Raw genomic sequence first — 24646 nt, 5'->3', positions numbered from 1 at the left:
CCCACCCCCGGTCCGGCCCCCGACGAGCGGCCCGTGCCCACCGTGCACATCGGCTCGGTGACCGGCAGCGCCTTCGCCGTCGGCGACCACAACACCGTCACCCAGCACCGGCACGCCGGGCCTGCCGACGAGACCCAGGCCGAACTGCTGCGGGCCGTGCGGGAACTGCGCGCCGACCTCGCCCGGTTCGTGACCACCGACACCACGGAGGTCCTGGACGCGGAGCTGGTCTCGGTGGCGGACGAGATCGAGACGGCGGGCGCCGCGGAGCCGGGCCGCCTGGGCCGCCTCCAACGGGCGCTCGACGCCGCCGGCGCTCTCACCGGAACGCTGGCGTCCGGCGTCGCCGTGGCCGAGGCGCTGTCCGCGCTGCTGGGAGGCTGACCGATGGCCGGGGGAGGGGTGCGCTGGAACGACGAGTCCCAGAGCTGGGAGACGGACGGGCCGCGCGCCTACGGACCGCCGCCGCCCGTCACCGCTCCGGTGGTGCCGCCCGTGCCCCCGGTCCCGCCGAGGCCGCCGACGGACCCGGCGTCGCCGGGGGCCCGGGACCCGTACACGAAGGACACGGCCCCCGACCCGTACACGGAGACCACCGCCTCGGATCCGTACGCGCTGAGCGGCGCCTTTGATCCGTACGCGCAGAGCGGCGCCGACGCCCCGGGCCCGTACAACAACCTCACCGGCGTCCACGGGCCCCCGCCCGCCGCCCGGACGCCGAGGCAGCGGCTCGTCCCGGTGGCCGCCGGGCTCGCGGTGGCCGCGCTCGCCGCCGGTGCGGCGGCGCTGTGGTCCACCCTCGCGGACGGGGACGACGGTGGCCGGGACGGCGCACAGAGGCAGTCGGCGAGTGCCCCGGCCGACGAGGCCACGGATCAGGTGGCTCCGGAGCCGGGCACCGAGGGCTCCGCCGCCACCGGTGAAGCCCCGTCCGGTGAAGCCGCCGCCCCGGACGGCTCACCGCCGCCCGGGTACGTCGCCGTGGACGACGCGGAGGGCTTCCGGATCGCGGTTCCCGAGGAGTGGGAGGAGCGCTCGGCGGAGACCGGCGGGGTGTTCTACCGGACCACCGGCGGTGCCGAGCTGATCCAGGTGTTCCGGGTGGCCGAGCCCGGGGCCACGGCCCTGGGCTCGGTCCGCCGGGCCTCCGACGAGCGCAGCGGCACTCCCGGTTTCGAGGAGGTCGGCATCGGCCGCGTCGACAACCCGCTCGGCGGCGAGGCGGCCGAGCTGGTGTACGCGTACGACCACGAGGAGTCCGGCGGCCGCCGCCGGGTCGTCGAGCGGGTCTTCACCGCGTCGGACGACCGCCTCTACGCGGTGCTGGTCGCCGCCCCCGAGAGCGACTGGCCGCGCCACGAGGAGATCCTCGACGTCGCCGTGACGCACTTCGACCCGTACGGCAGCCCGTTCTGACGGCAGGGGCGGCCCGGCGGCCGGGCCGCCCCGTGGTCAGCTCTTGAAGTCGCCCGGTGTGTAGTGGCCGGGGGTCAGCCGGCCGGTGACGCCGAAGCGGTTCCAGGCGTTGATCACGGTGATCGCCGCGATCAGCTGGGCCAGCTCGGTCTCCTCGAAGTGCTTCGACACCTCCGCGTACACCTCGTCCGGGACGAAGCCGTCGGTGAGCACGGTGACCGCCTCGGTCAGCGCGAGCGCCGCCAGCTCCTTCTCCGTGTAGAAGTGCCGCGACTCCCGCCAGGCACTGAGCTGGATGATCCGCTCGGCGGACTCGCCCGCCGCGAGCGCGTCCTTGCTGTGCATGTCCAGGCAGAACGCGCACTGGTTGAGCTGCGAGGCGCGGATCTTCACCAGCTCGACCAGGACGGGGTCCAGGCCCTGGCGGGCGGCGATGTCGAGCCGGACCATCGCCTTGTAGACGTCCGGGAGCAGCTGGGAGACGGAGATCCGCTGCGGCTCCTCGGGGGCGAGGTCGGCGGGGGTGTGGTGGTGGCTGTGCGATGGGGTCATGGAGACGACGCTACGGCCCCGATGGCCCCCCGGTATGGTCCATTGGCATGACGGATTCCTGGGCCACTTTCGGCGCGGACCTGCATCTGGAACCGGTCGGCCAGGGGCTGCGCAGCGGGCTGATGGGGGCGCTGCGCGAGGCGGTGCGCACCGGCCGCCTCGCCCCCGGCACCCGGCTGCCCTCCTCCCGGGCGCTCGCCGCCGACCTGGGCGTCGCCCGCAACACGGTCGCCGACGCCTACGCCGAACTGGTCGCCGAGGGCTGGCTCACCGCCCGCCAGGGCTCGGGGACCCGGGTCGCCCAGCGGTCCGCGCCGCGCCGCACGGACCCGGCGGCGGCCCCCGCCCGGCCGGCCAGGTCCGGCGCCGGGTACGACCTGAAGCCCGGCACCCCCGACCTGTCCGGTTTCCCGCGCACCGCCTGGCTCAAGGCCGCCCGCAAGGCGCTCACCGCCGCGCCCGACGAGGTCTTCGGCTACGGCGACCCGCAGGGCCGCGTCGAACTGCGCACCGTGCTGGCCGAGTACCTGGCACGGGCCCGCGGCGTGTACGCCGACCCGGAGCGCATCGTCATCTGCGCCGGCTTCGCCCACGGTGTCGCGCTGCTGGGCCGGGTGCTGCGCCGCCGCCGGGTCCGGGAGATCGCCGTCGAGTCGTACGGCCTCGACCTCCATACGAACCTCCTCACCGACGCCGGACTGCGCACCCCGTGCCTGCCGCTGGACGAACACGGCTCCCGCACCGGCGACCTGTCCGCACTGCGCGGCGCGGGGGCGGTCCTGCTGACCCCGGCGCACCAGTTCCCCACCGGCGTACCGCTGCACCCGGACCGGCGGGCCGCCGCCGTCGACTGGGCCCGCTCCACCGGCGGGCTGATCCTGGAGGACGACTACGACGGGGAGTTCCGGTACGACCGGCAGCCGGTGGGCGCGCTCCAGGGCCTCGACCCGGAACGGGTGGTCTATCTCGGCACCGCCAGCAAGTCGCTGGCCCCGGGGCTCCGGCTGGGCTGGATGGTGCTGCCCCGGCACCTTGTCGGCGAGGTGATGGCGGCGAAGGGCATGGCCGACCGGGTCTCCGGCTCGCCCGACCAGCTGACCCTCGCGGAGTTCATCGCCTCGGGGGCGTACGACCGGCACGTGCGCTCCATGCGGCTGCGCTACCGCCGACGCCGCGACCAGCTCGTCGCGGCGCTCGCGGACCGCGCGCCGGGCATCGAGGTCAGCGGGATCGCGGCCGGGCTGCACGCGGTCCTCGAACTCCCGGCGGGCGCCGAGCGCTCCGTGATCCAGGCGGCGGCCTTCCAGGGCCTCGCGCTGGAGGGCCTGTCCCGCTACCGCCACCCGGACGCCCCGGCCACCCGCGACGCCCTGGTGATCGGCTACGGCTCGCCCTCCGAGAGCGCCTGGGCGGGCGCGCTGGACGCCCTGTGCCGGGTGCTGCCGTAGGCCCCGGCCGAACCCTTCGCGGAACGCAGGTTTCGCATCGGCCATGCGTCGAACTAGTCTGACAAGAGGTCCGGTTGCGGAGACGCGGCCAGGACCTGAACACGTATCACGGGGGAGAACCAGGACATGGCCATACGAAGGCTGAGGTCGAGCACGGTCGTGCTCGGCGGCATGGGGCTGCTCGCCCTGACGATCACGTCCTGCGGCTCGGAGCCGGACAAGCGCTGCGCCGACCGCACGACCCAGAAGACCCTGCCCAGCTCCGAATGCCGCAGCGGCGGCAGCGGTTCGTACTACTACGGCGGCAAGAGCGACAGCGGCAAGGTGCAGGGCGGCAGCTTCGACAAGTCCGCGGTCGACCGCGGCGGCTTCGGCTGCTCCGGCTCCGGCGGCGGCTGACCGCCGTGGAACGCCGCACGATCGAGCCGAGGCCCGGCTGGCAGGAGACCGTCGAGGCGCAGGGGGTCGTCTACCCGCTCACCCGCTACCCCGACGACTCGCTGCGTCCGTACTGGGACGAGAGCGCCTACTACGTCTTCTCGCTGCCCGAGGTCGAGGCGCTGGAGGAGGTCGTCGAGGAACTGCACACGATGAGCCTGGCCGCCGCCGCGCACATCGTCGAGCACGACCGGTTCGCCGACCTCGGCATCACCGACCCGCGGCTGGCCGGGCTCGTCGCCGAGTCCTGGCGCCGCCGCGCCGAACTGCCGTCCGTGTACGGGCGGTTCGACCTGCGATACGACGGCAGCGGCCCGGCCAAGCTGCTGGAGTACAACGCCGACACCCCGACCTCACTGGTGGAGGCGGCGAGCGCGCAGTGGTTCTGGATGGAGGACCGGTTCCCCGGGGCCGACCAGTGGAACTCCCTGCACGAGCGGCTCGTCGACGCCTGGAAGCGGCAGGCGCCCCTGCTGCCGCCGGGCCCGCTGCACTTCGTCCACTCGGAGGGCGACGAGATCGGCGAGGACCTGATGACGGTCGCGTATCTGCGCGAGACCGCCGACCAGGCCGGGCTGGAGACGCACGCGCTGTCCGTCGAGGAGATCGGCTGGGACCGGCTCTCGGGCCGGTTCGTCGACGACCGGCTGCGCTTCATCCGCAGCTGCTTCAAGCTCTACCCCTGGGAGTGGCTGGCCACGGACCGCTTCGGCCCGCAGGTCCTGGACACCCTCGACAACGGCGGCGGCTCGGGCACCACCTGCTGGATCGAGCCCGCCTGGAAGATGCTGCTCTCCAACAAGGCGCTGCTGGCGATCCTCTGGGAGCTGTACCCCGGCCACCCGAACCTGCTGCCCGCCTACCTCGACGGACCGCGCGAGCTGGCCGGACCCGGCGGGGCGGGGTACGTCTCCAAGCCGCTGCTCGGCCGCGAGGGCGCCGGAGTCGACCTCCACGGGCCCGGCTCCCCGCCCGTCCCGCGCGACGAGCCGTGCTGCTACCAGGAGCTGGCTCCGCTGCCCGAGATCGACGGCAACCGGGTGGTGCTCGGCGCGTGGACCGTCGAGGGCGAGGCGGCGGGGCTCGGTATCCGGGAGTCGGCGGGGCCGGTCACGGACGAGTACGCCCGCTTCCTGCCCCACGTCATCCTCTGAATCCTCCGGTGGGATCCGCGTCCTACCGGGCGCTCAGCACCGTACGCAGCCGGTCCAGGCCCCAGTCCAGGTCCTCCTTGGAGATCACCAGCGGCGGGGCGATCCGGATCGTCGAGCCGTGGGTGTCCTTCACCAGCACTCCCTCCTCCATCAGCTTCTCGGAGATCTCCCGGCCGGTGCCCAGCGCCGGAGCGATGTCCACCCCCGCCCACAGCCCCCGGCCGCGCACCGCCTCCACCGCGCCGCCGCCCGTCAACAGGCCGAGCTCCCGGTGCAGATGGTCGCCCAGCTCGGCCGCCCGCTGCTGGTACTCGCCGGTCCGCAACATCGCGACCACCTCCAGCGCCACCGCGCACGCCAGCGGGTTCCCGCCGAACGTGGAGCCGTGCTCGCCGGGCCGGAACACCCCCAGCACGTCCGCCGACGAGACCACCGCCGAGACCGGCACCACGCCGCCGCCCAGCGCCTTGCCGAGCACGTACATGTCCGGCACCACACCCTCGTGCTCCAGCGCGAACGTCTTCCCGGTCCGGCCCAGACCCGACTGGATCTCGTCCGCGATGAACAGCACGTTCCGCTCGCGGGTCAGCTCCCGTACGCCCGGGAGATAGCCGGCCGGCGGCACCAGCACCCCCGCCTCGCCCTGGATCGGCTCGATCAGCACCGCCACGGTGTTCTCGGTCATCGCCTCCCGCATCGCGGTGAGATCCCCGTACGGCACGATCTCGAAGCCCGGGGTGTACGGGCCGAAGTCGGCCCGCGCCTCCGGGTCGGTGGAGAAGCTGACGATCGTCGTCGTACGGCCGTGGAAGTTGTCCGAGGCCACGATGATCTTGGCCATCCCGTCCGGCACGCGCTTGACCCGGTAGCCCCACTTGCGGGCGGTCTTCACCGCGGTCTCCACGGCCTCCGCCCCGGTGTTCATCGGCAGCACCGTCTCCATGCCGCACAGGGCCGCCAGCTCGGTACAGAAGTCGGCGAACCGGTCGTGGTAGAAGGCCCGGGACGTCAGCGTGACGCGTTCCAGCTGGGCCTTGGCCGCGTCGATGAGGCGGCGGTTGCCATGGCCGAAATTGAGCGCCGAGTACCCGGCGAGCATGTCGAGGTAGCGGCGGCCCTCCACATCGGTCATCCAGGCGCCCTCGGCCGAGGCCACGACGACCGGCAGCGGGTGGTAGTTGTGCGCACTGTGCGCCTCGGCGGAGGCGATGGCGTTTTCCGTGGTCGACACGGGATCTCCGTTCGTCGTGCGGCTGGGCGGCGGGTGGTGCCCACTTTGTATCGTCGGCCGGGACCCGCGCCGGGAAACCTTCATCCGGCGGCGCGCCCGCCGTCGTACGCCGGGCGCGCCGGAATGTGGGGTTCGTCTCAGGCGTGCGCTCCCGTGCTCCGGGACCGTGCGGTGACGCGCCCTTCCCGCCCCGCACCGGCTGCCGGAGATGCCCGGGGCACCTGAGACAATGGGGCCATGGCCTCTGATCGCCCCTCGCTCCCCACCGACCAGCCGCAGACGGGCCGCACCGGTGCGGCCGCCCGTCCGCGCGTGCTCTCCGGGATCCAGCCCACCGCAGGCTCGTTCCACCTCGGCAACTACCTGGGCGCGGTGCGCCAGTGGGTGGCGCTGCAGGAGAGCCACGACGCCTTCTACATGGTCGTCGACCTCCACGCGATCACGGTCCCGCAGGACCCCGCCGAGCTGCGGGCCAACACCCGGCTCGCGGTGGCGCAGCTGCTGGCGGCCGGTCTGGACCCTGAGCGCTGCACGCTCTTCGTCCAGAGCCATGTGCCCGAGCACGCCCAGCTCGGCTGGGTGATGAACTGCCTCACCGGCTTCGGCGAGGCCTCCCGCATGACGCAGTTCAAGGACAAGTCCGCCAAGCAGGGCGCCGACCGGGCCACCGTCGGCCTCTTCACCTACCCGGTGCTCCAGGTCGCCGACATCCTGCTCTACCAGGCGAACCAGGTCCCGGTGGGCGAGGACCAGCGCCAGCACATCGAGCTGACCCGCGACCTCGCCGAGCGCTTCAACGGCCGGTACGGCCAGACGTTCACCGTTCCCGCGCCGTACATCCTCAAGGAGACGGCGAAGATCTTCGACCTCCAGGACCCGGCGGTCAAGATGAGCAAGTCGGCCTCCACGCCGAAGGGCCTCATCAACCTCCTCGACGACCCGAAGGCGACCGCCAAGAAGGTGAAGAGCGCCGTCACCGACACCGACACGGTGATCCGCTTCGACGTGGAGAAGAAGCCGGGCGTCAGCAACCTGCTCACGATCCTCTCCACGCTCTCGGGCAGCCCGGTGGAGGATCTGGAACGCAGTTACGAGGGGAAGGGTTACGGCGCGCTGAAGACCGACCTGGCCGAAGCCATGATGGAATTCGTCACTCCCTTCCGGGTCCGTACCCAGGAATATCTGGACGACCCGGAGACGCTGGACTCCATCCTGGCCAAGGGAGCGGAGAAGGCCAGGGCCGTTGCCGCGGAGACGCTGGCACAGACGTACGACCGGATGGGCTTCCTGCCCGCGAAGCACTGAGTCCAAGGGCCCTGGCGAGATCATGGCCGCAGGGGTCACACTTGCGGCGGAACGCGCGGGCCGGACACCCGGCCCGCGCGGCATGACCGAAAACCGACCATCGACGACGGAGGAGAACGACGTGGGGACCGTAACGCTCGGCGTTTCGATCGCGGTCCCGGAGCCCTACGGCAGCCTGCTCCAGGAACGCCGCGCGAGCTTCGGGGACCCTGCCGCCTACGGCATTCCCACCCACGTCACCCTGCTCCCGCCGACGGAGGCGGACGCGGCGGACCTGCCCGCGATCGAGGCGCATCTCGAAACGATCGCCACGGCCGGCCGCCCGTTCCCGATGCGGCTCTCCGGCACCGGCACCTTCCGCCCGCTCTCCCCGGTCGTCTTCGTCCAGGTCGTCGCGGGCGCCTCGGCCTGCTCCTGGCTCCAGAAGCGGGTCCGGGACGCCTCCGGGCCCCTGGTCCGCGAGCTCCAGTTCCCGTACCACCCGCACGTCACCGTGGCCCACGGCATCTCCGAGGAGGCCATGGACCGGGCCTACGAGGAGCTCGCCGACTACGAGGCCGCCTGGACCTGCGGCTCCTTCGCGCTGTACGAGCAGGGCCCGGACGCCGTCTGGCGCAAGCTCCGCGACTTCCCCTTCGGCGGAGGCGGCGGCGCGCCCGCCGTCCCCGCCCAGGGCGGCTACACCATCGAGGCGTCGTCCTCGGCCCCGTCGCTGCGGCCCTGAGCGCCCCGACGTAGCCCGACGGACCGGACCGGCGGCTCAGACCGGCAGACGCCGGAACAGCGGGCGCGGCACGTGCCGCAGCGCCGCCATCACCACCCGCAGCGAGCCGGGCACCCACACGGTCTCCGAGCGCCGCCGCAGCCCCGTGACGATCGCCGCCGCGACCTCCTCGGGTCCCGTCGCGAGCGGCTGCTCCGGCAGCCCCGCCGTGGCCCGCGTCCGGACGAACCCCGGCCGGACCACCATCACCTGCACCCCGGTCCCCTGGAGCGCGTCGCCGAGGCCCTGGGCGAACGCGTCGAGCCCCGCCTTGCTGGAGCCGTAGATGAAGTCCGCGCGCCGGGCGCGCTCCCCGGCCACCGAGGACAGCACCACCAGCGAACCGTGCCCCTGCGCCTGCAGTGCGCCGGCGCACACCAGCCCGGCGGAGACCGCCCCCGTGTAGTTGGTCTGGGCGACCCGGACGGCGGCCATCGGCTCCTCCTCGTCCCGCGCCTGATCGCCGAGGACCCCGAACGCCATCAGCACCACGTCGACGTCGCCCTCGGCGAAGACCTTGCCGAGGGTGACCTCGTGGGAGGCGGAGTCCAGCGCGTCGAAGTCGACGGTGTGCACCTCGGCCCCGCGCCCGCGCAGTTCGGCGGCGGCCGCGTCCAGGGCGGGGGAGGGGCGCCCGGCCAGCCAGACGCGGCGGGTGCGCAGGGCGATCAGTCGGCGGGCGGTGGCCAGGGCGATCTCGGATGTGCCGCCGAGGACGAGCAGGGACTGCGGGGCGCCAAAGGCATCCTTCACGGAAAGCTCCTGGTCAGATGGGGTGGGATTCATGTGGGGCGGGTCAGGGTCCCAGTCGGCGCGACAAATCCGAGCGGAACGCTCCCGCCGGGTCGAGACGCGCCCGCAGCTCCCGGAACTCCGCCAGCCGCGGGTACATCGCGGCCGCCGTCTCCGGTCGCGTCCGGGAGTCCGTCGCCAGACAGACCCGGCCCCCGGCGGCGGCCACCTCCTCGTCGACACCGTCCAGGAAACGGCTCAGGCCGGGCAGGGCCGCGGGCAGATCCAGCTCCAGGGACCAGCCGGGCGCGGCGAACGACAGCGGGCCGGGGTCCGCCGCCCCGAACCGCTGGAGGACGGCCCGCACGGCGGGGCTCCGGCGCGCCGCGATCCGGCGCACCACCCGGTGCAGGGTCTCCTCCTGGCCGTATCCGACGGTGAACCGGTAGCGCACCAGGCCGCCCCGGCCGTAGAGCGCGCGTACGTCCGGGAGGGCGTCCGACGCGTGGAAGAAGGCGGGGACGGGGCGCAGCTCACCGGTCCGCGCGCGGGGCGCGCCGCGGTAGCGGACCTCGTTGCACAGGGCGGCGGCCGCCGGGCCGAGCAGGCTCCCTGGCAGCGGCGGGAAGCCGGGGAAGGGGGACCTCCCCGGCGCCCCTCCGGAGCGCGGGGACCATCGAGTGCGCCCCGCGTGCGCCGGGCGCATATCGGGGGTCGCGTGCTCCCCCCGGGTGAGGACCCCGCGCCCGGCCGCCCGGCCCCGGGCCATCAGGTCGACCCAGGCGGAGGCGTACGGCAGCCGGTCGCCGCCCGCGGTGAAACGGGCCAGCAGATCGTCCAGGTCCCCGGCGCGCTCGGTGGAGACCGACATCAGCCCCGTGGTGACGCGCCGGAGGCGGAGCGTGGCGCCCAGGATCACTCCGGTCAGCCCGAGGCCCCCGGCGGTCGCGTCGAAGAGGGCGGTGCCCGGCAGCACCGTACGCACCTCGCCGTCGGCGGTGAGCAGCTCCAGGGCGCTCACGTGCCGGGCGAACGACCCCGCCCGCCGGTGGTCGAGCCCGGGCAGATCGGAGGCGATCGCCCCGCCGACCGTGACCTTGCCGGTCCCCGGCAGGACCGGCGGCAGCCAGCCCAGCGGCAGCAGGACCCGCAGCAGCCGCTCCAGGCTCACCCCCGCCTCGCAGCGCACCACGCCGGCGGCGGCGTCCACCCCGCCGATCCGGGCCAGGCCCGCCAGGTCGAGCACCGAGCCGCCCGCGTTCTGCGCCGCGTCCCCGGGCGACCGCCCCAGCCCGCGCGCGATGACGCCCCGGGGCCCGCGCCCCCGGACGACGGCGGCGGCCTCCTCATAGCCACGGGGGCGGAACCGCACGGCGGTCGTCGGGGCGGTGCGGCCCCAGCCGGTCAAGGACACCGTGTCGACGGACATGGGGGTGACCGTATCGTCCCGGAAATCCGCTTTGCGGCATTGGTGAATTCGCTCACCGGAACGGGTGATGGAGTGAGTGTCAGCGCATGGTGACGGGGATCCGCCGGGCGCGTCCGGGAGAGTCCGGGGCGGGCCGCTGGTGTTCCGGGCTCAGGAGGGTACGCGTGACGTCATGGACTGGCTCAAGAAACTCCCGGTGATCGGGCCCCTGGTCGCCCGGCTGATGGAGACGCACGCCTGGCGTTCCTACGAGCGGCTGGACCGGGTCCACTGGGCCAGGCTCGCGGCGGCGATCACCTTCATCAGCTTCCTCGCCCTCTTCCCGCTGATCGCGGTCGGCGCGGCGATCGCCGCCGCCCTGCTGAGCGACAAGCAGCTCGACACCATCAAGGACAAGCTCGCCGACCAGGTGCCCGGCATCTCCGACCAGCTCGGCATCGACGGTCTGGTGGCCAACGCGGGCACGGTCGGCCTGGTGGCCGGTGCGCTGCTGCTGTTCACCGGCGTCGGCTGGGTCGGCTCGCTGCGCGAATGCCTGCGCGCGGTCTGGGAACTGGACGACGTCCAGGAGGCCAACCCCGTCGTCGCCAAGGTGAAGGACGCCGTGCTGCTGGTCGGACTCGGCGGCGCGGGGCTCGCCACCCTGGCGGTCTCCACCGTCGGTTCGACGGCGGTGGGCTGGACCGCAGACCAGATCGGCATCCCCGAGGGCGGGGCCGGCGGCATCCTGCTGCGGGTGGCCGCGCTGGCGGTCGCGGTCGTCGCCGACTTCCTGCTGCTGCTCTATCTGCTGACCCTGCTGCCCGGCGTGGAGCCGCCCCGGCGGCGGCTGGTGGTCGCGGCCCTGCTCGGGGCGGTCGGCTTCGAACTGCTCAAGCTGCTGCTCGGCAGCTATATGCGGGACGTGGCGGGCAAGAGCATGTACGGGGCGTTCGGCGTGCCGATCGCCCTGCTCCTGTGGATCAACTTCACCGCGAAGCTGCTGCTGTTCTGCGCCGCGTGGACGGCCACCGGGAGCAAGGAGGAAGAGGGCGTGGGGCAGCCGGACGAGGAGCCCGAGGTGGAGCAGAAGGCCGCCGGGGCCGAGGCGCCCGGCGGCTCGACCCGCGCCTAGGCCTTGTCTGCGGGCTTCTCCGCGCCCTCGCCGCCGGAGGCGGCCGGCTCGGCCGCCTCCGGCGCGTCCTTCGTCTCCGGCGCGTCTGCCGCCGGCGCGGTGCGGCCGCCCAGGCCCGCCAGCGGCCAGCGGCGGTTGACCAGGTACACCGCGGCGGCCACGACCACCAGCAGTCCGCCGATGATCGCCAGGGCGACCCCGACCCCGCTGGAACCCTTCGCCGCGGAGGCGTGCGCGGCCTCCGCCTGGCCCCCCGTGCCCTGGTCCGCGCCGGCGGCGGGCGCCGCGCCCTTGCCGCCGGTCGAGGTGCCGGTGTCCACGGACTTCGGCGGCACCAGCTGGCCGACCGGGGTCACCTTGCCGCTGGCGGCGAAGCCCCAGTCGAGCAGGTGGGCGGCCTCCTTGTAGACGGCGTGGCTCTCCTCCGCCGACGGGTTCATCACCGTGACCAGGAGGACCTTGCCGTTGCGCTCGGCGACGCCGGTGAAGGTGTTGCCCGCGTGGGTGGTGTAGCCGTTCTTGACGCCCGCGATGCCCTTGTACGGATCCACGCCGATGTCCCCGGTGATCAGCCGGTTGGTGTTCTGGATCTCGAAGGACTCGCGCTTCTTCCCCTTCTTCTTCTCACCGGGGAAGTCGGCCGACGCGGTCGCCGCGTACTCGCGGAAGTCCTTCTTCTGCATCCCGCTGCGGGCGATCAGCGTCAGGTCGTACGCGCTGGAGACCTGGCGCGGTGCGTCGTACCCGTCCGGCGAGACCACCACGGTGTCCAGGGCCTGCAGCTCCTCCGCGTGCTTCTGCATCGCGGCCACCGTCTGCGGGACACCGCCGTACATCTCGGAGAGGACGTGCACCGCGTCGTTGCCCGACCGCAGGAACACCCCGAGCCACAGGTCGTGGACCGTGTAGGTGTGGTCCTCCTTGATGCCGACCAGGCTGCTGCCCTCGCCGACCCCCGCCAGCTCGCTCTCCGACACCTTGTGGGTCTGGGTGGGCTGGAGCGCGGGCAGCACCGTGTCGGCGAAGAGCATCTTCAGAGTGGAGGCCGGCGGCAGCCGCCAGTGCGCGTTGTGCGCCGCCAGGACGTCCCCGCTCTCCGCGTCCGCGACGATCCACGACCGGCCCGACAGCTTCTTCGGCAGCACCGGCGCCCCCGCGCCCAGGTTGACCTGGGTGCCGGCCTTGCCGAGCTGCTCCCCGCCGAGACTGGACATCGTGCTCGGCGGCTTCGGCTGTTTGTCGTCGCTCTTGTCCTTGTCGGCCGCTACGGCCGGACTGAGGACGAAACCGGACAACAAGGCGGCGGATGTGACCGTGAGGGCGATCTTTTTCAGAGCAGGCACGGTCGGAAACGTACAGGGCGAAGTTGGGGATGCGGAGCCGGACCGGCTGACCCGCCGCAGGGAACGCCAGGACGGCCCCGTTCGGACGCCACCCCGGAGGAGGGGGCCCAGGGACGACGGCGATACTGGACCCATGAAGCTCAGCCGCCGCGTGTCCTGGTTCCTGCTCGCGTTCGGGGTGTGGAGCTGGTTCATCTGGATCACTTTCGTCAAAAATCTGTGGCAGGACGGCAGTGGCCTCGCCTTCGACGACGCGGGTGATCCGACCGGCTACTTCTGGGTGCACCTGCTGCTCGCCATCACGTCCTTTCTTCTGGGGACGGCGGTCGGCGTGATCGGGTTGCGCGGAGTCCGGGCTTTGCGCGACACACGCGCATGACGACGGGAACATGGGGAAGCTCGGATGGCTGCAGTGGTCTTCGCTCTCGTGGGGCTCGTGGTGCTGGCGCTGCTCGGCGCCGTGCACCGGTATGTGTGGCGGCGCTTCGTCGGTGACACGACGGAGCCAGGCAGCCGGCTGCGCCGGGCGGGCACCGTCGCCGCCTTCGTCCTGCCCCTGCTGAGCGTCGGCGCCATGACGTCCGGCCGGGTGGGCGCCCCCTTCTGGCTCCAGCAGGTGCTGGCCTGGCCGGGCTTCCTGTGGCTGGCCTGCCTGCTCTATCTGACGCTGGCGCTGCTCGTGGGCGAGGTCGTACGCCCGGTGCTCCTGCGGGTCCTCGCCCGGCGTGACGCGGCACGGGCCGGGGCGGAAAGCGGAACGCCTTCCGGAACCCCCGCGGAGACTTCCGGCATCCCCACGGAGGCCCCGGACGAGACCCGTCCCCGCACCGAAGAGCTGGTGACGTCCGGTTCCGCCGGGGCCTCCGCCCCGTCGGAAGCGGTGGCGCGTACGGCATCCGACGCTTCCGGCCGCGTGGCGGAACCGGAAACGGAACCCGCTGCGGAACCGGCAGCCACCACCCACGCGCCCGCCCTCGCCCCCCACCCCTCCCGTCGGCTCTTCGTCTCCCGGGTCGTCGGCGGCGCGGCGGCCGCCGCGGGGCTCGCGACCGTCGGGTACGGCGCGTACGGCGTGCTGCGCGGGCCCAGCGTCAAGCGGATCACCGTCCCGCTGGCCAAACTGCCCCGCGCCGCCCACGGCTTCCGGATCGCCGTGGTCAGCGACATCCACATCGGCCCGATCCTCGGCCGCGCCCACACCCGCCGGATCGTCGACACGATCAACGCGACCTCGCCCGACCTGGTCGCCGTCGTCGGCGACCTCGTCGACGGGTCCGTCGCGGACCTCGGCTCCGCCGCCGAACCGCTGGCCGCCCTGCGCGCCCGGCACGGCAGCTACTTCGTCACCGGCAACCACGAGTACTTCTCCGGCGCCGCGGAGTGGATCGATCACGTCCGCGAACTCGGTCTCGTCCCGCTGGAGAACGCCCGGGTCGAGATCGAGGGCTTCGACCTCGCCGGCGTCAACGACATCGCGGGCGAGACCGAGGGGCAGGGGCCCGACTTCGGCCGCGCGCTGGGCGCCCGGGACCGGGGCCGCGCCGCCGTCCTGATGGCCCACCAGCCGGTCGTCATCCACGACGCCGTCGAGCACGGGGTCGACCTGCAGCTCTCCGGCCACACCCACGGCGGTCAGCTCTGGCCCGGCAACTACCTCGCCGAGCTGGCCAACCCCACCGTCGCCGGCCTCGAACGCTACGGAGACACCCAGCTCTTCGTCTCGCGCGGCGCGGGCGCCTGGGGCCCGCCCGTCCGGGTGGGCGCCCCGTCCGACATCACCGTCGTGGAGCTGGCCTCCCGTCAGGCATAGCAGGGTTGCGGGTGCGACGGTCCGGAGCCCTCCGGCCCTTCATCATGAAATCCACACCGAAGCGTCACCGTCAGCTACGGAAACCCGCAGGTGGGAGACGCGAAACAGCCTTTTCGGACAGGGCTTCCCGCCCGTGTCCAATAAAAGGCTGTGAGCGCCCCATTTACTCTTCCAGATGTGAAAATCGTGTGATTGGGTAAGCGCGAACATGCGGCGACGTGCGCGTCACAAACGCGACCGCCGTGGTGGGGCTGTTAAGGGAGAGCACGGCAATGCGGTCGGTCCGGGTACGGATTCTCGCGATTCTCGCGGTATTGGTCATAGCGGGCGTCGGTGCCTGGCAACTGCTCCCGTCGGGGGAGGCGAAGACCGACGCGATCACGGTCGGAACGTCGGACGTCGTCACCTCGCTCGACCCGGCCGGCGCCTACGACGCGGGCTCCTGGGCGATCTACAGCAACATCTACCAGTCGCTGATGACGTTCAAGCCCAACGCCGTCACGCCGGAGCCGGACGCCGCCGAGAGCTGCGGGTTCGTCGGGCAGAAGCTCCAGACGTACCAGTGCAAGCTCCGTGACGACCTGACCTTCTCCAACGGCCGCAAGATCACCGCCGAGGACGTCAAGTACTCCTTCGACCGGATCTTCCGGATCAAGTCGGAGGTCGGCCCCGCGGGTCTCTTCCCGACCCTCAAGACGGTGACGACCGAGGGCCGCACGATCACGTTCAACCTGTCCGCCAGGGACGCGACCTTCCCGCAGAAGATCGCGACCGGCGCCGCCGCGATCGTCGACCCCACGAAGTACCCCGAGGACAAGCTCCGTGCGGGCAACCAGGTCGACGGCTCCGGCCCGTACGTCCTCAAGTCGTACGAGTCCGGGAACCGTGCCGAGCTGGTGCCGAACCTGAAGTACCGGGGCGCGCTCAAGAAGACCGGCGAAGCGGTCAACATCCGCTACTTCAAGACCTCCGAGGAACTGCAGACGTCCTGGGACAACGACGAGGTGGACATCGCCCACCGCCAGCTGCCGTCCGAGACGCTCGCCGACCTCAACGTCAACGACCCGGACGTGCGGGTGACCGAGGCGGCCAGCGCCGAGATCCGCAACATCATCTTCAACTCCCGGGAGAACTCGCCGTTCGGGGAGAAGGAGGTCCGCCAGGCCGTCGCCGCGCTCCTCGACCGGGGCCCGCTGGTCCGGAACGTCTACCAGGGCACCGTCGACCCGCTGTACTCGCTGATCCCCACCGGCTACATCGGGCACAGCACCCCGTTCTTCGACGCCTACCCCTCCGCCGACCCGGCGCGCGCCAAGCAGCTGCTGGAGCAGGCCGGGGCGCAGACGCCCGTCGCCATCGACTTCGCCTACCGCGAGGGCGACATGTACACCAAGGAGACCGCCGAGCTGCGCCGTCAGCTGGAGAAGGACGGGCTGTTCAAGGTCTCGGTCCAGGCCGTGGAGTGGACGAAGTACCAGAAGGAGTACGCGGCCGGTAAGTACGACATGTACACCGTCGGCTGGTTCCCCGACTTCCCGGACCCCGACACCTTCAGCCAGCCGCTCGTCGGCACCGGCAACGTCCTGCACAGCGGCTACTCCAGCAAGAAGATGGACCAGCTGATCGCCGCCACGCAGCAGTTCAGCGACCGCAGCCGCACCTCGAACGACTTCAAGGAGATGCAGGCGCTCGTCGGCGAGGACGTCCCACTGCTGCCGCTGTGGCAGAAGAAGGACTACGTCGTCGCCAAGTCCGAGGTCGCCGGGTCCCAGTACCTCTCCGACGGCACCGGCACCTGGCGCCTGTGGGAACTGGCCTGGATCTGACGGGTCCGCCCCCGGCCGACGGCCGGGGGCACCGCTTCCGTCGGACTCCGGTCCGACGTCAGTCCGACGGCCGGGGCCCCGCCCCGGCCGTCGCCGTACCCGTGCCGGCACCCGGCAGGAACTCCACCAGCAGCCCGTGGACCTGCCGCACCAGCGGGCGCAGTACCCGGAACCGGGAGAGCGCGATGGCCCGGGCGGCGATCGGTGCGGTGCGCTCGACGAGCCGACGGCTGCGCTCGGCGCCCTCGCTGCGGTCGTACACCCAGAAGAGCACCAGGCCCATCTGCATCAGCCACATCAACTGCGGCAGCAGCGGGGCCAGTTCCGGGTCGCTCTTGACGTCCGCCCCGGCGATGCAGCGCTCGTGGATGGAGATCGCCGCGTCGCGGGCGGCCGCCGACTCCTCCGAGAACGGGGAGAGCGGGCTGTCCGGATCGGCCGCGTTCTTGAAGAACTGGGCGGCGAAGCGGTGGTACGGCTCCGCCACGTCCAGCCAGCCCAGCAGCACGCCCCTGATCCGCACGGTCAGATCACGGTCGCCCTCCAGCACCGGCCGGACCGCCGTCGCGTGTTCGTCGGCGATCCGGTCGTAGAACCCCTGGACCAGGTGCTCCTTCGAGGCGAAGTAGTAGTAGGCGTTCCCGACCGAGACGCCCGCCTCCTGGGCGATGGCCCGCATGGTCGTCCGGTCGTAGCCCCGCTCCGCGAAGAGCCGGAGCGCCGTTTCGAGAATCAGCGTGCGGGTCTGCTCGCTCTTCGCGGCCTTGGCCGGCCTCTTCTCCTGCACGTTCTTCTCTTCCTTCACCACGGGCCCAAGGTTATCGGGGACCCCACGCGCCGCCGGGCGGGGCGGCGCACTCGCGGGCCCCGGGTGCGCAGGGCGGGACGGCCATCGAGCGGTAGCGGGCGGCGGCCAGCACGGTGCCCCGCGCGAAGGGCCGCCCGGCGGGGGTGGTCAGCCAGTGGGCGCGGGCGCGGTACTCGGCGAGCGCCCACAGGCAGACGATCCAGGCGGCCGTCTCCCGGTAGACCTGCCCCAGATCGCCGACCGCGGTGATCTCCTGGAGCGTCGCCGCATGGTCCAGCTCGGGGAACCGCCGCCGGGCCTCGGCCGATGCGGCGGGGACCAGATCCAGCGGCACGAGCTGCCGCTGCCGCTGGAGCCAGCCCCGCAGATGGACGCAGAGCGGGCACTGTGCGTCGTAGAGCACGGTGAGCCGCCGGACGGGGCCGGGCCAGGCAGCCCCCGTGGGCGCTGCCTCGGGCGCCTGGTCCGCCGGCTCGGTGGGCGCCGCCTCGGCCACCGGGCTCACCGGCCGGCCGCGGGGGCGGTCCACGGGCCCTGGGCCGCCGGCGGGGTCCAGCCCTGCGGCGGGACCGGCGGGGTCTGCTCGCGCTCCAGGGCGCTGCGGCGGCGGATCCGGCTGAGCACCCACACGTTGCCCAGATGCATCACGCCGAGCACCAGCAGGACGACGCCGACCTTCACCGAGAGGGCCTCGAACAGCTCGCGGGCGTCGGCCACCCCGTCGGCGTTCTTCAGATACAGCGTGACGAACCCGAGGTTCACCAGATAGAAGCCGACCACCAGCAGGTGGTTCACGGCGTCGGCGAGCTTCTCGTTCCCGTGCAGCACATCGGCGAGGAAGATCCGCCCGTTGCGGCTGAGCGTGCGGGCGACCCAGACGGTGAGCGCCACGCTGATCAGCAGGTAGATGACGTACGCGACAACAGTGAGGTCCATGCCCCACCCTCCCTTGAACGCGTTCAAAACTGCTCTTGGGCATGACTGTAGCCCCCTTCTTGAACATGTTCAAGAAGGGGGCTACAGGGGTGGGGTCAGAGGGTGGCGGCCCCGTCCGGATCCGTCAGCGCGTCCGCGATCTCCGCGCGCAAAGCCTCGCCGTGCAACGGCGTCAGCTCCGCGAGTGCCGTGTTCCACTCCGCGGCCGCGCTCTCCGCCGCCTCCCGCAGGCCCCGCTCCAGCGGGCCCCGGGCGAAGAGCAGGACCACCGCGCCCACCGGCCGCAGCAGCCACCGCCCGCGCACGCTCAGTACGACGGCGATCCGCCAGGAGCCGTCCTCGGCCGGGCGCGGGGTGAGGGTGAGACGCGCCTTGGCCAGCCGGTGCACCGCCCGCCCCGCCACCGGGGCGCGGGCGGCCGGGGGAGCGGAGGGCAGCCGGTCCACCGCCGCCCACCAGGCCGCCAGATCGGCCTTGGCGCGCCCCGAGAAGCGGTACAGCGAGCCGCCCCCGGGCTGATGCCCCGACAGGGAGAGCTCCACCGCGCGGGGCCTGCGGGGTCCGCTCAGCCGCAGCCCCACCTTCAGGGACAGGCCGTCCTCCACGACGAGGCTCTCCATCTCGACGGAGTGCGACGGCCGCCAGGCGCGCAGGACGACGGACGAGGGCGCCGCGGCGGAGTCACCCGCCCCGGACGCGCGCGCCGAGCCGTCGGCGGCCTCCGTGGGCGTAGCGGCCGTCCCGGGCGCCGCCGGGACCTCCCCGTACCGTGCCCCCGGCCGCAGATGGCGCCCCTTCAGCAGCCGCAGGCCATCCACCGCCCGCCCGTCGGCCAGCACCACCGCCCCGTCCGGGCCCTCCCGGGAGGCGTCGAGGAGGTCCACCAGCGCGTCGGCGGCCTCCTCGAACCAGCCCCGGTCCAGGGCCGCGACGGTGACCGTATGTGCGAAACGTGCCATGAGCGGGGCCCGTGGCTCAGATGCTCATGGAGCGGGCCTGGTTGAGCTGGCCCATGATCGCCGGGAAGGTGTGCGGCCCCATCGCCGGGATCATCGTCGAGTGGTGCCGGCCGCCACTGGTGACCGTGACCTGCACGAAGCCGGTGGTCCGCTTCTCCTTCATCAGCAGGAACAGGAGCCCGATCAGACAGAACAGCGCGAAGATGATCGCCAGCACGATCGCGTGCGCCGGGATCTTCTCCTCCGTACGCGACATGTCCGTCGCCGTCCACACCGCGCCCTTGAGCGGCATCGACCCGGACGGGGTGACGATCGCGTCGTTCATCACCGTGATGTCGCCGATCGACAGCACCGGCACCCCGCCCTGGCCCGGCACGCCCTGCGGCACCGGGAGGTACTGGCCGGGCATCGTCGGCTGACCGTGCTGGGGGTACCCGTAACCGGGCCCGGGCTGGGTCGCGGACTCCGGCAGAGGCTGCGGATAGCCGTACGCCGGAGCGCCGCCCGGGTTCGGATAGCCGTACGCCTGGCCGTCCGCGACGGTGGGCTGATGGCCCGGCTGCTGGGGCGGGCCCCACTTGTACGCGTCGTCCGCGTACGGATTCGGCTCGCTCACGACGATCCCCGTTCCTTCTCGGTCTTCAGCTCCGCTGAACGGTACCGCTCGCGCGGGCCCCGTGCAGCAACAGGCCCCGCCCCCGGCAGCGGTGAGGCTGCGGGGGCGGGGCCCGTCGGCGTAATCGGAGTTACGGGAAGGTCAGAAGCGACGCGTGATGAGCGCGCGCTTCACCTCCTGGATCGCCTTGGTGACCTCGATGCCACGCGGGCAGGCGTCCGTGCAGTTGAACGTGGTGCGGCAACGCCACACGCCGTCACGGTCGTTGAGGATCTCCAGGCGCTGCTCGCCGGCCTCGTCGCGCGAGTCGAAGATGAAGCGGTGCGCGTTGACGATCGCCGCCGGGCCGAAGTACTGCCCGTCGTTCCAGAACACCGGGCACGAGGACGTGCACGCGGCGCACAGGATGCACTTGGTGGTGTCGTCGAACCGCTCGCGGTCCTCGGGGGACTGCAGACGCTCGCGGGTCGGCTCGTTCCCCTTGGTGATGAGGAAGGGCATGACATCGTGGTACGCCTGGAAGAACGGGTCCATGTCGACCACGAGGTCCTTGAGGACCGTGAGGCCCTTGATGGCCTCGACCGTGATCGGCTTGTCCGGGTTGATGTCCTTGATCAGCGTCTTGCAGGCGAGCCTGTTCTTGCCGTTGATCCGCATCGCGTCGGAGCCGCAGATCCCGTGGGCGCAGGAACGGCGGAACGTCAGGGTTCCGTCGAGCTCCCACTTGATCTTGTGAAGGGCGTCGAGGACACGCTCCTTCGGGTCGATCTCGATCTGGAAGTCCTGCCACTGGGCCTCGTCCGACACCTCGGGGTTGAAGCGGCGGATCCGGAACGTGGCCATGATGAACGGCGAGTCGGCGAAGCCGGCCTCGGCCTTGTCGGTCTTGTCCAGGGTCGGGGTAGCCATCAGTACTTACGCTCCATCGGCTGGTAGCGGGTCGTCACGACCGGCTTGTAGTCGAGCCGGATCGACTCGGCGCCGTCGGCGGCCACCTCGCGGTACGCCATGGTGTGGCGCATGAAGTTGACGTCGTCGCGGTTGGGGTAGTCCTCGCGGTAGTGACCGCCGCGGGACTCCTTGCGGGCGAGCGCGGAGACCGCCATGACCTCGGCCAGGTCGAGCAGGTTGCCCAGCTCGATGGCCTCCAGCAGGTCGGTGTTGAACCGCTTGCCCTTGTCCTGGATGGACACGTTCAGGTAGCGCTCGCGCAGCTCGGCGATCTTGGCGACCGCCGTCTTGATGGTCTGCTCGGTGCGGAACACCATCACGTTGGCGTCCATGCACTCCTGGAGCTCCGTGCGCAGGTCCGCGACCCGCTCGGTGCCCGTCGAGTTGCGCAGCCGCTCGACCTGTTCGGCGACCAGCTGTCCCGGGTTCTCGGGCAGCTCGACGAAGTCGCTCTTCGTCGCGTACTCGGCGGCCGCGATGCCGGAGCGCTTGCCGAAGACGTTGATGTCGAGCAGCGAGTTGGTTCCCAGACGGTTGGCGCCGTGCACGGAGACACAGGCGACCTCGCCGGCGGCGTACAGGCCCGGGACGACGGTGGTGTTGTCGGCCAGCACCTCGCCCTCGACGTTGGTCGGGATGCCGCCCATGGCGTAGTGCGCGGTCGGCTGGATCGGGATCGGGTCCGTGTAGGGCTCGATGCCGAGGTACGTCCGCGCGAACTCGGTGATGTCCGGGAGCTTGGCGTCCAGCTGCTCCGGCGGCAGGTGCGTCAGGTCCAGGTACACGTGGTCACCGGCGGGACCGCAGCCGCGGCCCTCACGGATCTCCGTGTAGATGGAGCGCGATACGACGTCACGGGACGCGAGGTCCTTCATGACCGGCGCGTACTTCTCCATGAAGCGCTCGCCGTCCTTGTTGCGGAGGATGCCGCCCTCACCGCGGGCGCCCTCCGTCAGCAGGATGCCCATGCGCCAGATGCCCGTCGGGTGGAACTGGAAGAACTCCATGTCCTCCAGCGGCAGACCGCGCCGGTAGCAGGCGGCCTGGCCGTCACCGGTCAGGGTGTGCGCGTTCGACGTCACCTTGAAGAACTTGCCGGTGCCGCCCGAGGCGTAGATGACCGACTTCGCCTGGAAGACGTGGATCTCGCCCGTCGCCAGCTCGTACGCGACGACGCCGGCGGACTTCTTGACCCCGTCGACCTCGGTGATCAGCTGGTCCAGGACGTAGAACTCGTTGAAGAACTCCACGCCCTCCTTGACGCAGTTCTGGTACAGCGTCTGGAGGATCATGTGGCCGGTGCGGTCGCCCGAGTAGCAGGCGCGACGGACCGGGGCCTCACCATGGCTACGGGTGTGACCACCGAAGCGGCGCTGGTCGATCCTGCCCTCCGGCGTGCGGCCGAACGGCAGGCCCATCTTCTCCAGGTCGAGGACGGCGTCGATGGCCTCCTTCGCGAGGATCTCGGCGGCGTCCTGGTCGACCAGGTAGTCGCCGCCCTTGATCGTGTCGAAGGTGTGCCACTCCCAGTTGTCCTCCTCCACGTTGGCCAGCGCGGCGGCCATGCCGCCCTGCGCGGCGCCCGTGTGGGAGCGGGTGGGGTAGAGCTTCGTGAGCACGGCGGTGCGGCTGCGCTTGGTCGACTCGATGGCCGCGCGCATGCCGGCGCCGCCGGCGCCGACGATGACGGTGTCGTACTTGTGGATCTGCATGGTTTCCTCTGGTCCCTCTGTCCCGGCGCCTAGCGAATGTTCGGGTCGAAGGTGAAGATCACCAGCGTGCCCAGCAGGACGGTGAACACCGTGGCGGTGTACAGGAGCATCTTCAGCCAGAAGCGGGTGTTGTCCCGTTCGGCGTAGTCGTTGATGACCGTACGCAGGCCGTTGCCGCCGTGGAGCATGGCGAGCCACAGCATGATGAGGTCCCAGGCCTGCCAGAACGGCGAGGCCCAGCGGCCCGCCACGAAGGCGAAGCCGATCTTGGAGACGCCGCCGTCGAGCACCAGCTGGATCAGCAGGTGGCCGATGACGAGGACGGTCAGGAGGATGCCCGACAGGCGCATGAAGAGCCAGGCGTACATCTCGAAGTTGCCGCGGGAGGCCTTGGGCGTCTTGCCCGTGCGCTTGCGCGGGGGCTCGATCACCGGGGCCGGGTTGTCGACGTCATACAGGCTCACGCCCTCGACGTCGCCGATCGCGGCTGCGGAAGAAGTCTCGCTGGACATGGGCCTCAGCTCCCGAAGACGTCGCGTACGGCGTGACCGAGGACGGGGTACAGGGCCCCGACCATCAGCACGATCCAGATGCCCAGCACGGTCCAGAGCATCTGCTTCTGGAAGCGCGGGCCCTTGGCCCAGAAGTCCACGGCGATGATCCGGAGACCGTTCAGCGCGTGGAAGAGAATCGCGGCCACCAGGCCGTATTCGAGGAGCGCGACGATCGGCGTCTTGTACGTGGCCACGACGTCGTCGTAGGCCTCGGGGGAGACACGGACGAGAGCGGTGTCCAGGACATGTACGAACAGGAAGAAGAAAATGAGGACACCGGTGACTCGATGAGCCACCCACGACCACATGCCTTCCCGGCCGCGGTACAGCGTTCCAGCCGGCACGGAAGAACCCTCCGGGAGCGGGGATTGGGGTCGGCCGGCTTGACTGTCGGTCTGACCCGGCCGGGTACGGTCCACCGGCCCCGGCCATCGTAGCGACGCTTTGTCGGTTCGCTCGCGCCGGGGCCTCTGGTGTGATCAAAGTGGCAATCAAACAGGCACGTACGGGCTAGAGACTGCCTTGTCGGTCAGGCCCCGGAGGCCCGGCCCACCGCTACTGCCCGGGGCTCGCGGTCATCAGCTCGACGATCCGGCTCCGGGCGAGTCGGCGCAGCTCCTCGGCGGTCACCGCCCGCTCCTCGTCCACCTCGTGCGTCAGCCGGACCCGGATCCCGGCCAGCACCTGGTCCACGTGCTGGGAGGGCGCGTAGGCGTCCAGGCAGATCACGAAGGCGTGGCCGAACCTGCTCTCGTACGCCGCGTGCGCGGCCCGCAGCGCCAGATGGGCGGCGCGGGGCGCGTCGTGGTGCAGGCAGGGGGCGGGCTCCGCGGCCAGGGCCTCGGCGATGTCGCTGGGCGCGAGGTCGTAGCCCGCCTCGTCGGATGCGGCCAGTAGAGCGCCGAGATCGGGGTAGGGGCGGTGGGCGGCCATCCGGTGGGCCCAGCGCAGACTGCCGCAGCACTCCAGGAAGGCCGCCTCGGCGGCGGCGAAGGGAAGGCTGTTGAAATGGGCCAGGCCGACGGCATGATCGACCGGCGCCCCGGCGGCGGGCGGCACGGCCGACCGGCCGGCCGCGAGCGGGGCGTCGGCCGGGGCCGGGTGGCGCGGCTGCACGGGCACGGCCGACCGGCCGGCCGGGGGCGCGGATCGCTTCGGCAGGCCGGCGGGGGACTCGCTGGACCTGGACAGCGTGGACTCCTCGTATCAGTGACAGCTGTGACCCGGTGGGCCCTGTGATCCCGCGAAGGGCCCGCAGGGGTACGCGAAGGTCTTCCGTCCCTGAAAGACAGGCGGGAGCGCAAGGAGGTTGCGCGGGGTGGGAGTGAAGAGGGAGACGAATGTGCCGCAACGCTAACGAGACCGGTCGGCGGCCGTCCGACGGACCGCAGAAGAATCACCCGAACGGGAGAGTTTCGGAACCTGTGATGGACGTCTGACCTGCGTCGGCCGGGGTTCCGTCCGGTCGCCCGCCGTCCTCGATGGGCGAGGCCGCGGCAAAAATGCCAGCCTTGCACCCTATTCACTCGTTTCACCTGTCCTTGACCCC

26 protein-coding genes are annotated in these 24646 nt (G+C 71.9%); 11 read left to right on the top strand and 15 right to left on the bottom strand.

The features are described 5' to 3' along the window. Positions 1–384, top strand: a 384-nt coding sequence (locus tag D3105_RS16280) for a hypothetical protein (protein ID WP_425315742.1), incomplete at its 5' end; no start/stop codon positions are given. A gap of 3 nt (positions 385–387) precedes the next feature. Continuing rightward, complete coding sequence (locus D3105_RS16275) at positions 388–1416, top strand: serine/arginine repetitive matrix protein 2 (RefSeq protein WP_118903904.1); 1029 nt, start codon at positions 388–390, stop codon at positions 1414–1416. Between the two features lie 36 nt (positions 1417–1452). On the opposite strand, the gene D3105_RS16270 is transcribed toward D3105_RS16275, so the two are convergent. Beyond that, complete coding sequence (locus tag D3105_RS16270) at positions 1453–1968, bottom strand: carboxymuconolactone decarboxylase family protein (protein ID WP_118903903.1); 516 nt, start codon at positions 1966–1968, stop codon at positions 1453–1455. A 47-nt stretch (positions 1969–2015) separates the two neighbouring features. Between D3105_RS16270 and D3105_RS16265 the strand changes: the two genes are divergently transcribed. From D3105_RS16265 to D3105_RS16255, 3 genes are all read left to right on the top strand, one after another. Next, complete coding sequence (locus tag D3105_RS16265) at positions 2016–3416, top strand: PLP-dependent aminotransferase family protein (protein ID WP_118903902.1); 1401 nt, start codon at positions 2016–2018, stop codon at positions 3414–3416. 126 nt (positions 3417–3542) lie between these two features. Next, complete coding sequence (locus D3105_RS16260; protein ID WP_118903901.1) at positions 3543–3815, top strand: hypothetical protein; 273 nt, start codon at positions 3543–3545, stop codon at positions 3813–3815. 5 nt (positions 3816–3820) lie between these two features. Further along, positions 3821–5008, top strand: coding sequence for a glutathionylspermidine synthase family protein (locus D3105_RS16255; RefSeq protein ID WP_118903900.1), 1188 nt, complete (start codon positions 3821–3823; stop codon positions 5006–5008). Positions 5009–5030: 22 nt separating this feature from the next. Here D3105_RS16255 and rocD read toward each other — a convergent pair whose 3' ends face one another. After that, positions 5031–6239 carry an ornithine--oxo-acid transaminase gene (gene rocD, locus D3105_RS16250; RefSeq protein WP_118903899.1) on the bottom strand — a complete coding sequence of 403 codons (1209 nt, stop codon included), beginning with the start codon at positions 6237–6239 and terminating at the stop codon, positions 5031–5033. 312 nt (positions 6240–6551) lie between these two features. Here rocD and trpS point away from each other — a divergent pair, with 312 nt between their 5' ends. Next, positions 6552–7544, top strand: coding sequence for a tryptophan--tRNA ligase (gene trpS / locus D3105_RS16245; protein WP_118903911.1), 993 nt, complete (start codon positions 6552–6554; stop codon positions 7542–7544). A gap of 121 nt (positions 7545–7665) precedes the next feature. Continuing rightward, positions 7666–8268, top strand: a complete 603-nt coding sequence (locus D3105_RS16240) for a 2'-5' RNA ligase family protein (protein WP_118903898.1) — start codon at positions 7666–7668, stop codon at positions 8266–8268. Positions 8269–8304: 36 nt separating this feature from the next. Here D3105_RS16240 and D3105_RS16235 read toward each other — a convergent pair whose 3' ends face one another. Continuing rightward, complete coding sequence (locus D3105_RS16235) at positions 8305–9060, bottom strand: decaprenylphospho-beta-D-erythro-pentofuranosid-2-ulose 2-reductase (protein ID WP_118903897.1); 756 nt, start codon at positions 9058–9060, stop codon at positions 8305–8307. 43 nt (positions 9061–9103) lie between these two features. Next, entirely contained in the window at positions 9104–10468 is a 1365-nt protein-coding gene (locus D3105_RS16230) for an FAD-binding oxidoreductase (RefSeq protein WP_118903896.1), read from the bottom strand. 172 nt (positions 10469–10640) lie between these two features. On the opposite strand from D3105_RS16230, the gene D3105_RS16225 reads away from it, so the two are divergent. Further along, the gene (locus D3105_RS16225) at positions 10641–11582 is read left to right on the top strand and encodes a YihY/virulence factor BrkB family protein (RefSeq protein WP_118903895.1); all 942 of its coding nucleotides are present in this window, start codon (positions 10641–10643) and stop codon (positions 11580–11582) included. On the opposite strand, the gene D3105_RS16220 is transcribed toward D3105_RS16225, so the two are convergent. Continuing rightward, entirely contained in the window at positions 11579–12925 is a 1347-nt protein-coding gene (locus D3105_RS16220) for a D-alanyl-D-alanine carboxypeptidase family protein (protein WP_240646925.1), read from the bottom strand. The two genes, D3105_RS16225 and D3105_RS16220, sit on opposite strands and share 4 nt — an antisense overlap. Before the next feature lie 133 nt (positions 12926–13058). Here D3105_RS16220 and D3105_RS16215 point away from each other — a divergent pair, with 133 nt between their 5' ends. From D3105_RS16215 to D3105_RS16205, 3 genes are all read left to right on the top strand, one after another. Further along, the gene (locus D3105_RS16215; RefSeq protein ID WP_010058624.1) at positions 13059–13304 is read left to right on the top strand and encodes an SCO4848 family membrane protein; all 246 of its coding nucleotides are present in this window, start codon (positions 13059–13061) and stop codon (positions 13302–13304) included. Positions 13305–13337: 33 nt separating this feature from the next. After that, positions 13338–14735 carry a metallophosphoesterase gene (locus tag D3105_RS16210; protein ID WP_118903893.1) on the top strand — a complete coding sequence of 466 codons (1398 nt, stop codon included), beginning with the start codon at positions 13338–13340 and terminating at the stop codon, positions 14733–14735. Between the two features lie 272 nt (positions 14736–15007). Next, positions 15008–16561: an ABC transporter substrate-binding protein gene (locus tag D3105_RS16205; protein WP_118903892.1), complete on the top strand. Its 1554-nt coding sequence runs from the start codon at positions 15008–15010 to the stop codon at positions 16559–16561. A gap of 58 nt (positions 16562–16619) precedes the next feature. On the opposite strand, the gene D3105_RS16200 is transcribed toward D3105_RS16205, so the two are convergent. From D3105_RS16200 to D3105_RS16155, 10 genes are all read right to left on the bottom strand, one after another. Beyond that, positions 16620–17369, bottom strand: a complete 750-nt coding sequence (locus D3105_RS16200) for a TetR/AcrR family transcriptional regulator (protein ID WP_118903891.1) — start codon at positions 17367–17369, stop codon at positions 16620–16622. A gap of 10 nt (positions 17370–17379) precedes the next feature. Then, positions 17380–17898: a thiol-disulfide oxidoreductase DCC family protein gene (locus D3105_RS16195; protein ID WP_240646924.1), complete on the bottom strand. Its 519-nt coding sequence runs from the start codon at positions 17896–17898 to the stop codon at positions 17380–17382. Next, entirely contained in the window at positions 17871–18305 is a 435-nt protein-coding gene (locus D3105_RS16190) for a hypothetical protein (RefSeq protein WP_010058617.1), read from the bottom strand. The genes D3105_RS16195 and D3105_RS16190 overlap by 28 nt, the downstream gene beginning before the upstream one ends. Before the next feature lie 95 nt (positions 18306–18400). Continuing rightward, positions 18401–19264 carry a hypothetical protein gene (locus tag D3105_RS16185; RefSeq protein WP_118903890.1) on the bottom strand — a complete coding sequence of 288 codons (864 nt, stop codon included), beginning with the start codon at positions 19262–19264 and terminating at the stop codon, positions 18401–18403. A gap of 16 nt (positions 19265–19280) precedes the next feature. Further along, positions 19281–19880 carry a hypothetical protein gene (locus D3105_RS16180; RefSeq protein WP_010058615.1) on the bottom strand — a complete coding sequence of 200 codons (600 nt, stop codon included), beginning with the start codon at positions 19878–19880 and terminating at the stop codon, positions 19281–19283. 141 nt (positions 19881–20021) lie between these two features. After that, positions 20022–20789 (bottom strand): succinate dehydrogenase iron-sulfur subunit, encoded by a 768-nt coding sequence (locus tag D3105_RS16175; RefSeq protein ID WP_118903889.1) that lies wholly within the window; start codon positions 20787–20789, stop codon positions 20022–20024. Continuing rightward, positions 20789–22543: a succinate dehydrogenase flavoprotein subunit gene (gene sdhA, locus D3105_RS16170; protein ID WP_118903888.1), complete on the bottom strand. Its 1755-nt coding sequence runs from the start codon at positions 22541–22543 to the stop codon at positions 20789–20791. The genes D3105_RS16175 and sdhA overlap by 1 nt, the downstream gene beginning before the upstream one ends. 29 nt (positions 22544–22572) lie before the next feature. Next, on the bottom strand, positions 22573–23055 hold the full coding sequence (locus D3105_RS16165; RefSeq protein WP_118903887.1) for a succinate dehydrogenase hydrophobic membrane anchor subunit: 483 nt from the start codon (positions 23053–23055) through the stop codon (positions 22573–22575). Positions 23056–23060: 5 nt separating this feature from the next. Continuing rightward, complete coding sequence (sdhC, locus tag D3105_RS16160; RefSeq protein WP_010058610.1) at positions 23061–23441, bottom strand: succinate dehydrogenase, cytochrome b556 subunit; 381 nt, start codon at positions 23439–23441, stop codon at positions 23061–23063. A 211-nt stretch (positions 23442–23652) separates the two neighbouring features. Continuing rightward, positions 23653–24219, bottom strand: coding sequence for a 2-oxo-4-hydroxy-4-carboxy-5-ureidoimidazoline decarboxylase (locus D3105_RS16155; RefSeq protein WP_240646923.1), 567 nt, complete (start codon positions 24217–24219; stop codon positions 23653–23655). Positions 24220–24646: the final 427 nt, after the last annotated feature.

The organism is Streptomyces globisporus (assembly GCF_003501885.1).
Lineage (GTDB): Bacteria > Actinomycetota > Actinomycetes > Streptomycetales > Streptomycetaceae > Streptomyces > Streptomyces globisporus_D.
The sequence above is the reverse complement of the archived record's forward strand: the minus strand, read 5'-3'. Positions and strand labels throughout refer to the sequence as shown.